Source organism: Myxococcus sp. CA005 (assembly GCF_006518205.1).
GTDB classification, from domain to species: Bacteria; Myxococcota; Myxococcia; order Myxococcales; family Myxococcaceae; genus Myxococcus; species Myxococcus xanthus.
In genome coordinates, this window is record NZ_SRLV01000010.1 from 140,995 (window position 1) to 151,228 (window position 10,234).

Below are 10,234 nucleotides of genomic sequence, written 5' to 3' on the forward strand. Positions count from 1 at the left end.
CCGCTTTCTGCTCTCGCCAATCCAGGCCGAGTGCCCCAGGGGCGCCCCTGGCCCCAGGGCAGCCGGGCAGGCGCCCACGCTCAGTTGGGCAACTGACTGAGCCGCTTCACCGCGTTGAGCAGCTCGCGCAGGTCCAGCGGCTTGCGCAGCCAGCCGGCGACGCCCAGGCCTTCCGCCGCGCCCTTCACGTCCAGGCCCGCGCTGGCCACCAGCACGGGGATGCGGTCGAAGCTCGTGTCGTGACGCAGCGCCTCATGGAAGGCGAAGCCGTCCATGCGCGGCATCATCAGGTCGAGCAGGATGAGGTCCGGCATGGATTCGACCTGGCGGAGCTGTGTAAGCGCCTCCAGGCCATCCGCCGCGAGCAGGACGGCGTAGCCTTCCAGCTCGAATACATCCTGGAGCGCGTCACGGATGTCGAGGTCGTCATCGACGACCAGCAGTGTCTGAAGCGGTTGCACCAAAGCCTCCGGCGAAGGCGGGGCAGTCTCCCCTGCGACGCCGTCGCCACGATGTGTCCGCCTCCCGGAAGGCGGAAGCGCGTGGCTGGCCTGGGGGCGGGCAATTGCTCAACCCCCGACGCATGCCAGGCCGCTCTCCGAACATCTTCCCGGGGCGGGGCGGAGTGCGCGCTCCTGGGGCCGCGGAGGCCCCGTCACTCAGTTGCAGCCGTCGCAGAGACCGCGAAGCTGCACTTCCACCGAGCGCTGGGACACCGCGCGGGGCACGCCCTTCGAGGACGCGATGCGGACTGACTCCTCCGGGAGGCAGGCCACGGTGCCGCAGTCGGTGCACGTGAAGTGCGGGTGGCTGCCGCTGTGCCCCCCGCCCGCGCGCTTCAGTTCGAAGCGCCAGACGTGGTCGCCCAGGTCCGCCCGCACCACGAGCCCGGCCTCGGTGAGGTCCGTCAGGTTTCGGTAGATGGTCACCCGGTCGTAGCCCTCGTCACCCAGCGCGTCCACCAGGTCGGCGTGGCTCATCGGGGACGTGGCGTCCTCCAACTCCCGCAACACCGCCACACGGGGCGCGGTGCTGCGCAGGCCCGCGGAACGAATCCGGTCCTGAAACTCAGTGAGCTTCGGCTGCACGGCACTTCTCTTTGCTCCCATGATGCCCTTTCGATAACCGATTTGACGGCCACTTTCACCCTGCTGAGACCTGGAGCGTTGAGTCCTCACGCTCCGCGTCATGCATCCCAGCGGGTCTCCCCCGACTCCTCGCACATGCTCCCGGTGTTGTATCTGCTTCCAATGCAATCTGGATGCAGAAGAATCTTCGTTGCCGCCGTGTCTGAGTGAGCCGTGAGTCCAAGGTCCCCATCCGGTGCAGGGTGGCAGGCGTGTCCGGCGTCACCCGACGGCGGGGAGGGTGCGGGAAGCTGGAGCTCCGGAAGCCGCGCGGCATGTCACTGGGAAAGACCTCGGGGAGGGCGGGCTGGCCACAGGTGGCCCCTGCCTGCCCGGATGCGACTGTTGACGGGATACCGCTGCCGCCGTGGATGCATCCGCCACGTAAGTGCGTTTCTGGAGGGGGGAGGCCGAGGGCCGGCGACCGACTGGCGGTCATTTGCACCGGAGAACACTTGCCGCCGGACTGCTTGACTCGCTGCGACCGGTGCCCAGACTGCGCCTCTTTCCTTCATCTGGGGTGTCCTGACGCCCTGGCCGCCCGCCCGCCTTCGATTCGTCGTGATGACGCCCTCCCTCCTGCTCATCGAAGACCCCGGTGCCTCCCGGGAACTCCAGGTGCTTTCCCTGGAAAGTCAGGGCTGGCGGGTCTGGGCTTCCGCAGACGTTCCGGGCGCACTGACGCTGCTGCAGACGCAGTCGGTGCAGGTGGTGGTGGCGGCGGCCGGCCTGCTGATATCGGATGGGACGCACCTGGAGTCACTGCGGCACGCACTGTCGCTGGCGGGCGCCCTGTTGCAAATCAGCGCCTTCCCCGCAGAGCGGGAGGCGCTGCGCCCGCTCGGCTTGTCGGTGGAGCGCTACCTGAGCCGGCCCCTGTCGCTGGGGGCGCTGGTGGAAGGGGTGCGGCAGGCCTTCCCGGTGGAGGCGGCCGGGGGGCCGGAGGCACGGCGGCCCCGCGTGCTGGTGGCGGATGACGACCCGGTCTCCCGCAAGCTGGCGCAACTGCACCTGGCGCCTTTCCGTTTCGAAGTGGTGCTGGCGGCGGATGGCGCCACGGCGCTGGACCTGGCGCGGCGCCGCGGTCCGGACGTGGTGCTGGCGGACGTGCTGATGCCGGGCATGGACGGCTTCACGCTGTGCCTGGGCTTCCGGCAGGACCCCAGGTTGGCCCGGGTGCCCGTCATCCTCACGCACACCATCGCGCCCGACGAGCTGGACTTGCGCATGGCCCACAACGTGGGGGCCAACGGCTTCGTGCGCAGGACGCAGGAGGGCGACGAGCTGGTGGGCGCGCTGCTGCGTGAGCTGCGCGCCGGCGGGCCTTCCCACACGTCGCCACCCGCGGACCTGAGCACCGAGGACCACCTGTACCGGATGGTGCGCCAGTTGGAGCGGCGGGTGGGGCTGCTGGAGCAGGCCGAGCGCACCGCCCGGGAGAGCGAGGCGCGCTACCGCCTGGTGGTGAGCGGCTCCTACGACGGCATCTGGGACTGGGATTTGCGCGGCCAGGCCTTCTACTGGAGTCCGCCGCTGCTGGACATGCTGGGCCTGGGGCCGGGGGACTTCGGCGGGACGTTCTCCGCCTTCCTGGAGCTGATTCACCCGGAGGACCGGCCGGAAGTCATGGCCGCGCTGTCCGCGCACCTGGAGCGGGGCACGCCCTATGACGTGACTCTGCGGCTGCGGCACGTCACCGGCACCTGGCGCTCGTGCGTGAGCCGTGGCCGGGCGCTGCGGGACGCGCAGGGCCGCCCGGTGCGGATGGCCGGCATCATTGGCGACGTGACGGAGCAGTTGCGTCTCTACCGCGAGACGCAGGAGGCGGTGCGCGCGCGCGACGACTTCCTCAGCGTGGCGGCCCACGAGCTGCGCACCCCGCTGGCGGCGTTGCGGCTGCGCGTGCAGGGCGCCCAGGGCGTGCTGCGCGCGGGCCTGAGCAGCGGGACGGAGCGGCTGGAGCGCGCGCTGGATTCGGCGGACCGGCAGGTGCAGCGCCTGTCGGACCTGGTGGAGTCGCTGCTGGACGTGTCGCAGCTCCAGGGCGGCGCGCCCCGGCTGCACCTGGAGGACGTGGACCTGGCGCTGGTGGTGCGCGAGGCGGTGTCCCGTTCGGAGGACGCGGCGGCGCGCGCGGGCTGTCTGCTGGTGCTCAGTCCGCTGGAGCCCACGCCGGGACGGTGGGACGCGGCGCGCCTGTCCCAGGTGATGACGCACCTGTTGTCCAATGCGATGAAGTTCGGGCCGGGCAAGCCGGTGGAGGTGGCGCTGGAGTCCGGGCGGGACGTGGCGACGCTGATGGTGAAGGACCATGGCATCGGCATCGCGCCCGGGCGGCTGGAGAGTCTCTTTCGCCGCTTCGAGCGCGCCGTGCCGGTGCGGCACTACGGCGGGTTGGGCCTGGGCCTGTACCGCCTGCGCCGCATCGTGGAGGCGCATGGGGGCGGCGTGTCCGTGGACAGCACCCCCGGAGCGGGCGCCACGTTCCGCGTCCGTCTGCCGCGCGAGGGCCCGCCCGCGGTGAGGGGCTGACGGCGTCCCTCGGCTGACCCGAGTGAGTCCCGGCAGGTGACGAGCGCGTCCCGCTCCTCTGGCGACAACCGGCGGAACGCCTCGTGTGAGGACGGCCAGGCCGGCGGCGTCCGCACCGCAGGCACGTCGGGACTGATACCGGCGGTCCCAGCGGGGCACGTCGTTGTTATGGACTGTCTGCCAGTGTGCGCTGCAACAGCCCCATGCCCGGCAATGTCTTTCAACTTCGCGGAATCGCTCTAGGTTCGGTGGCCGTTTCCAGGGGACGCCATGGCCGATGTGCTCGTCGTTGATGACAGCAAAGTTATGCGCGACATGGTGGTCGCGTGCCTGCGGCCCTATCCGGGCCTCACCTTCTCGCATGCTTCCAGTGGCTTGGAGGCCATCGAGCGGCTGTCGCTCCAGCCGTGTGACTTGCTGGTGCTGGACCTCAACATGCCGGACATCGGCGGCATCGAGGTGGTGGAGTTCGTGCGTGGGCAGGACCGGCTGCGCGAGCTGCCCATCATCATCGTCACCACGCGGGGAGACGAGGCATCGCGGACGCGGGCGTTGGCGGCGGGGGCCAGCCGTTTCATGACGAAGCCCTTCACGCCGGACGCCATCCTGTCGGAGGTGCGTGGGTTGCTGGAGGGGAGGCGCGCTTGAGCGCGTCCGTGGACCTCGCGGATTTCCTTCCCGCCTATCTGGCGGAGGCGGAGGAGTTGCTGGGGATGGGGCACCGCCAGTTGCTGGCTCTGGAGGCCAGCATCCGGCGGGGGCTGCCGCACCCGCGCGCCGTGCGCGAGCTCTTCCGCGCCGTGCACACCATCAAGGGCCTGTCGGCCATGGTGGATGTGGAGCCCATCGTCGACATCGCCCATTGGATGGAGACGTGCCTGCGCCACGCCGACCGGGCGGGGGGCCGCCTGCCCGAGGCCAGCGTGGAGCCGCTGATGGAGGGGCTGCGCGAAATCGAGCAGCGTGTCCGCCAACTCGCCGTGGGCAAGCAGGCCGCGCCGGTGCCCCCGGGCCTGTTGTCTCGGCTGGAGGCGCTGGATGCCGAAGGCGCTCCGGGTGGGAGCGTCGCGAGGGCGGCGCCCGCCGCGCTGGCGCTGGAGGAGGCCGTGGCCTCCCGGCTCTCCGCGGTGGAGCGGGAGCAGCTCACCACGGGCGCCACCGATGGCCGCCGCGCGGTGCGGCTGGACTTCATCCCCGGCGCGGACCGCGCCGCCAACGGCATCACCATCAACAGCGTGCGCGAGCGCGTGGCCTCGCTGGGCGAGACGGTGAAGGTGCTGCCCCTGTCGGGGCCCGCCGTGGGCGGAGGGGCGCTCACCTTCGTGCTGCTGCTGCTCACCGAGGCCTCCGACGCCGCGCTGCTGGAGGCCGCGGGGGGCCCGCCCGCGTCGGTGCGCCCGCTGGCCGCCGTCGCCCCGAGGACACCCGCCCTGGCGCCCTTGCCCGAGTCGGCGCTGGCGGACGAGGAGCCCGAGGAGGCGCGGCGTGGCGGCGGCTCCCTGCGGGTGGACGTGTCGCGCCTGGACGAGGCGCTGGAGCGGCTGGCGGCGCTCGTGGTCAACCGTTCGCGCCTGACCCGCGCGGTGGCGGCGCTGACGGCGGCCGGCGCGCCCACGCGCGAGCTGCAGGCCATCCTCCAGGAGAACGCACGCCAGCTTCGCGACATGCGCACGGCCATCCTCCGCTTGCGCATGGTGCGGGTGGGGGATGTGCTGGAGCGGCTGCCGCTGCTGGTGCGCGGCCTGCGCCGCAGCACGGGCAAGTCGGTGCGGCTGGAGCTGGATGTGGGGGACGCGGAGCTGGACAAGGCCGTGGCGGACCGGCTGTTGCCCGCGCTGGTGCACCTGGTGCGCAACGCGGTGGACCATGCGCTGGAGTCGCCGGAAGCGCGCCGCGCCGCGGGCAAGCCGGAGGAAGGCGTGGTGCGCGTGGCCAGCCATGGCCGGGCGGGGGGGCTGTTGGACCTCACCGTGGCGGATGACGGGCGCGGCGTGGATGCGCGGGCGGTGGCCGCGCGCGCGGGCATGCCCGTGCCTCCGACGCCGGACGCGCTGCTGGAGGTGCTCTGCCGGCCCGGCTTCTCCACCCGGGATGCCGCCAACGCGACCAGCGGGCGGGGCATGGGCATGGACATCGTCCAGCGCATCATCGTGGACCAACTGGGCGGCGAGCTGGGGATGGAGACGCGGCCCGGCGCCGGCACCACCTTCCGGCTCCGCGTGCCGCTCACGATTACGCTGCTGGACGCGCTCGTCTTCGAGTGCGCCGGGCTTCGCTACGCCGTGGCGGTGGGCTCCGTGGAGGAGCTCGTCGAGGTGGACGCCGCGCGGCTGGTGTGGCCCGCGGGCGCGGGGGGCGTGGCCCTGCTGGAGCGCAGGGGGAACTCGGTGCCGCTGATGGGGCTGGCCCGGCTGCTGGGGCGCGGGGAAGCGGACGGCCACGAAGGCTCGGTGGCCAAGGCGCTCCTCGTGCGCCAGCGCGGTGAGCTCGTCGCGTTCGGCGTGGAGCGGTTGGTGGGGCAGCAGGAAATCGTCCTGCGTCCGCTGGAGGACCCCTTGGTGCGCGTGCCCGGCGTGGCGGGCGCCACGGACCTGGGGGATGGGCGGCCCACGCTGGTGTTGGACCTGGCCGCGCTCGGGCTGGCGCGAGGTGGCGGCGCGCCGCACCGACGCAGGGCTTCCGTCTGGGAAGAGGGGCGCCTCGCATGAGCGTGCTGCATGTCGTGTTCAAGGTAGACGGAGCCGAGTACGTGCTGCCCGCGGCGGACGTGCTCCAGATGGAGTCCTTCACGGGGGCCACGCCCGTACCGGGCGCCGCGCCGCACGTCGCCGGGTTGGTGCAGGTGCGCGGGCGCGTCATCCCGGTGGTGGATGCCCGCCTGCGCTTCGGCCTGCCGCCGGTGGAGCGCACGCTCGACTCCCGGGTGGTGGTGGCGCAGCTCGGCAGCCGGGTCGTGGGGCTCGTGGTGGACAGCGCCCGCGAGGTGCTGAAGCTGGACCCCCAGCAGCTCAAGCCGCCCCCTCCGCTGGTCGTGGAGGGAGCGCGCGGTTTCGTGAAGGCCGTGGCCCAGGTGGGCCCGCGCCTGGTGATGCTCATCGATTTCCCTCGGGTCATCGGGGAGGAGACGTTGGATGGCGACGGACAGCGGTAACGCAGGGGTGGCGCTGGAAGAAGCCCGTACCCTGGCCGAAGACGCGGCGCGCAGTGTCCAGGAGAGCGTGGGGTTGGTGCAGGCGGTGGAGGGGCTCGCGACGCGGCTGGCGGCCGGCGGCAACGAGCAGGCCGCGGCCTCCGAGCAGGTGCGCGCCGCTATCGAATCGGTGGCCGCGCACGTGGAGGAGACGGGCCAGTCTGTCCATGAGTTGGTGCGCTCGCAGCGCACGGTGAGCGACTCAGCGCGGGCCCAGGTCCAGGAGGCCGAGGCCAACGCGGGCACCCTCCATGAGGTGAACGCCTCGGTGGCCGGCGTGCGCAAGGACGCCGCGCACCTGGCGGCCTCGGCGGACACCACGGCGGGGGCGCTGGAGGAGGTGTCGCGCTCGGTGAAGGGCGTGAGCGCCAACGCGGAGGAGCTGGCCGCCTCCAGCGAGGAGCTGCTGGCCTCCATGACGGAGATGAACGCCACCGTGGCGGACCTGGTGGCGCGCAACCAGTCCAGCGCCGCCGCCACCGAGCAGGTGGCCGCCACCGCCGAGGAGATGGCCAAGGGCATTGTCCGGCTGTCCACGGATTCGCAGGGCGTGGGCGAGCGCGTGGCGCAGGTGACCCAGGCGGTGACGGGAATGGTCCGCTCCCTGGGCGAGGCGTCCCGGGACGCCACGTCCATGGCCTCCAGCGTGGAGGACACGGCGGCCACGGTGGAGGAGTTGGCGCGCAGCGTGAAGGGCGTGGCGGAGAACGCCCGGACGCTGGAGACCCACTCCGCCAGCACCGCGTCCTCCGTGGAGGAGGTGGCCGCCAGCGTGGAGGAGGTGGCCGCCACGGCGGAGAAGAACGCGGCGACAGTGGAGGCCAACGCGGCCACCATCGAGCAGCTCGCCCGCTCCGCGCAGGCGGTGGCGAAGGCCTCCGAGCAAATCAATTCCCTGGCGGCTGGCAGCGCCACGGCCTCCGCGCAACTGGAGGCGTCCACGCGGCGGGTGGCGCAGATGATGGAGGAGGCGCGCACCACCGCCGAGCGCGTGGGGAGCACCGCGCGGGAGGGTGGCGCCACGGTGGCGCGCTCCATCGCCGGCTTTGGCCGTATCCGCGAATCCATTGTCGGGTCGGCCGGGGTGATGAAGGAGATGGGGCGGCGTGCCGAGGAGATTGGCGACATCGTGCAGACCATCAACCTCATCGCGGACCGCACGAATCTCTTGTCCCTCAACGCCAGTATCGAGGCGGCGCGCGCCGGTGAGCACGGCCGGGGCTTCGCGGTGGTGGCGGAGGAGATTCGAGCGCTGGCGGACCGCGCGGCGGCGGCCAGCGCGGACGTGGCGAAAATCGTCCGGGGTCTGCAGACGACGGCGCGCGAGGCGGCCACCGCTTCGGGCGAAGGCGTGCGGGCGGCGGACGAGGGCGCGGCGCTGGCAGGGGATGCCGAGCGCGCGCTGTCCACCATCCTCAAGGGGGTGGAGGACCTGGGGAGCAACGTGCGCGAGGTGTCGCGCGCCTCCAGCGAGCAGGTGCAGGCCACGCAGGCGCTGGTCCAGGGCACCGCGAAGGTGAGCGAACAGGGACGGGCCATCGCCACATCCGCGGCCGAGCAGGCACAGGCCGCCCAGGCGCTGGCGCAGGGCGGCGCGGAGATGCGGCGCATGTCGCGGCAGACGATGCAGGCCACCTCCGAGCAGGCGCGCGCGCTGCGCGACGTGGTGCGCTCCAACGGGCAGCTCGCGGAGGCGGTACAGAAGGTGTCGCGCGCCGTGCAGGAGCAGGCGGTGGCGGCGGCGGACCTGGCCAAGGGCACCTCCCAGATGCGCCAGCTCGTCCAGGGCGTGAGCGGGGTGGTGACCACCCAGAGCCGTGACGTGGCGGGGGTGGGCACGTTGGTGCAGGAGGCGGCGGCGTCCACCCAGCGCACCCTGGTGGGGCTGGCCGAGCAGGCCACCGCCGCCCAGGAGGTGACGCGGGCCATGGAGGAGACGCGCAAGCAGGTGGCCCAGTCCGCGCGCGGCATGACGGAGCAGGCCCGCGCCCTCAAGCAGAGTGAAACGGCCAGCCGCCAGGTGGCGAAGCTGGCCGCGTCGGTGACGCGGGCCGCGGAGGAGCAGTCGAAGGCGCTCAGCGGGCTGGTGCGGGAGGCGGACGAGGTGCGGCGCGTGGCGCGGCAGACGTCGCGCGCGCTGGACGAGCAGACGGAGGCGCTCGGTGCGCTCACGGCCTCCGCCAGCCGCCAGGCCACGGGCGTGGCCGTGGTGGCACGCGCCAGCGCGGAGGCGACGGCGGTGATGGAGGGCCTGGCCAAGAGCGTGGAGGAGATTCGTCTCCGGGCGCGGGACATCACCACCGCCACCGCGCAGCAGGCGCGCGCGACGGCCACCACCGCCACGGAGGTGCAGGAGGTGGCGGGCCGGCTGGCCCACCTCACGCGGCTGCAAGGCGCGCAGTCGGAGGGCCTCGCGCGGCTGCGAGGCGCGCTGGGTGGCATGAAGGACAACCCTGAGGCCGTGGCGGCCTCGCCGCGGGAGCAGCGGGCATGACGGCCGCATCCTCGACGTCGGTGCACCCGCTGACGCTGTCGGCGGAGGACCGCTCCCAGGTGGATGAGGTGGAGCAGCTCGCCCGGCGCGGCGCCGCCAGCCTGGCGTTGCTGGTGGGCGGGCTGGATGCCCAGAGCTGGGCGGTGCGGCGCGCCGTGGTGGGCGCCCTGGCGAAGCTGGGGACGCCCGCGGTGGCTCCGCTGCGCGACGTGCTGCTCCACCGCCGCGACAGTGAGGCGCGACTGGCGGCCGCCGTGGAGGCGTTGGTGGCCTCCACCGGTGATGTCGAGGGCGCGCTGGAGGCGCTGGGGGATGACGCCAACCCCGCCATCGTCTGTGACGCCGCCCAGGTGCTGGGCCGGCGCCGCAGCCGGCGCTCGGTGCCGCTCTTGTCCCGGCTCACCGTGCACCCGGACGACAACGTGGCGGTGGCGGCCATCGAGGCGCTGGGCCGCGTGGGCGGCGGCGCGGCGGTGGACGCGCTGCTGGCGGCGCTGGGCAGCGGGAACTTCTTCCGCATCTTCCCCGCCATCGACGTGCTGGGCCGGTGTGGAGACCCCGTGGTGGTGCCCGCGCTGCTGGGCCTGCTGCCCGACCCCTTCTACACCCTGGAGGCGGCGCGCGCGCTGGGGCGCACCGGTCAGGAGGCCGCGGTGCCCTCGCTGGTGGGGCTGCTGCGCAAGGGCAATGACGCGTCGGTGCGCGCGGCGGCGGTGGCGCTGGTGGACATCCACGAGGCCCAGGTGCAGCGCTTCGGCGGCTCGCGCACCGTGCACACCGCGGTGCGGGGGCCGGAGTCAGCGGTGCTGGGACGGCGGCTGTCGCAGTGCGTCTCCAGCGCGGACACGACGGAGAAGACGGCCCTCTCACGCCTGCTGGGCTGGGTGGGTG

Annotated in this window: 8 protein-coding genes; 6 read left to right on the forward strand and 2 right to left on the reverse strand. The window is 73.0% G+C overall.

The genetic code is table 11. The annotated features are described in order from the left end of the window. Positions 1-80: 80 nt before the first annotated feature. On the reverse strand, positions 81-461 hold the full coding sequence (locus FMQ63_RS06855) for a response regulator transcription factor (RefSeq protein WP_011556889.1): 381 nt from the start codon (positions 459-461) through the stop codon (positions 81-83). Between the two features lie 198 nt (positions 462-659). Beyond that, entirely contained in the window at positions 660-1,109 is a 450-nt protein-coding gene (locus tag FMQ63_RS06860) for a Fur family transcriptional regulator (protein ID WP_011556888.1), read from the reverse strand. Between the two features lie 582 nt (positions 1,110-1,691). Between FMQ63_RS06860 and FMQ63_RS06865 the strand changes: the two genes are divergently transcribed. The 6 genes from FMQ63_RS06865 to FMQ63_RS06890 form a co-directional block, all read left to right on the forward strand. Continuing rightward, positions 1,692-3,659 (forward strand): ATP-binding protein, encoded by a 1,968-nt coding sequence (locus tag FMQ63_RS06865; protein WP_216609182.1) that lies wholly within the window; start codon positions 1,692-1,694, stop codon positions 3,657-3,659. Between the two features lie 270 nt (positions 3,660-3,929). After that, positions 3,930-4,307, forward strand: coding sequence for a response regulator (locus tag FMQ63_RS06870; RefSeq protein WP_011556886.1), 378 nt, complete (start codon positions 3,930-3,932; stop codon positions 4,305-4,307). Then, entirely contained in the window at positions 4,304-6,367 is a 2,064-nt protein-coding gene (locus tag FMQ63_RS06875; protein ID WP_020480737.1) for a chemotaxis protein CheA, read from the forward strand. Before FMQ63_RS06870 ends, FMQ63_RS06875 begins: the two co-directional genes overlap by 4 nt. Then, positions 6,364-6,810: a chemotaxis protein CheW gene (locus tag FMQ63_RS06880; protein ID WP_011556884.1), complete on the forward strand. Its 447-nt coding sequence runs from the start codon at positions 6,364-6,366 to the stop codon at positions 6,808-6,810. Before FMQ63_RS06875 ends, FMQ63_RS06880 begins: the two co-directional genes overlap by 4 nt. Then, positions 6,791-9,343 carry a methyl-accepting chemotaxis protein gene (locus tag FMQ63_RS06885; protein ID WP_020477981.1) on the forward strand — a complete coding sequence of 851 codons (2,553 nt, stop codon included), beginning with the start codon at positions 6,791-6,793 and terminating at the stop codon, positions 9,341-9,343. Before FMQ63_RS06880 ends, FMQ63_RS06885 begins: the two co-directional genes overlap by 20 nt. Then, positions 9,340-10,234 (forward strand): HEAT repeat domain-containing protein (locus tag FMQ63_RS06890; RefSeq protein ID WP_141276573.1); only part of this gene is annotated, 895 nt, incomplete at its 3' end. The genes FMQ63_RS06885 and FMQ63_RS06890, both read left to right, overlap by 4 nt.

Excerpts from the sequence above, each read along its gene's own strand:
- FMQ63_RS06860 (WP_011556888.1), bottom strand. The coding sequence starts at position 1,109 with ATGGGAGCAAAGAGAAGTGCCGTGCAGCCGAAGCTCACTGAGTTTCAG.
- FMQ63_RS06870 (WP_011556886.1), top strand. The coding sequence starts at position 3,930 with ATGGCCGATGTGCTCGTCGTTGATGACAGCAAAGTTATGCGCGACATG.
- FMQ63_RS06885 (WP_020477981.1), top strand. The coding sequence starts at position 6,791 with ATGGCGACGGACAGCGGTAACGCAGGGGTGGCGCTGGAAGAAGCCCGT.
- FMQ63_RS06865 (WP_216609182.1), top strand. The coding sequence starts at position 1,692 with ATGACGCCCTCCCTCCTGCTCATCGAAGACCCCGGTGCCTCCCGGGAA.
- FMQ63_RS06880 (WP_011556884.1), top strand. The coding sequence starts at position 6,364 with ATGAGCGTGCTGCATGTCGTGTTCAAGGTAGACGGAGCCGAGTACGTG.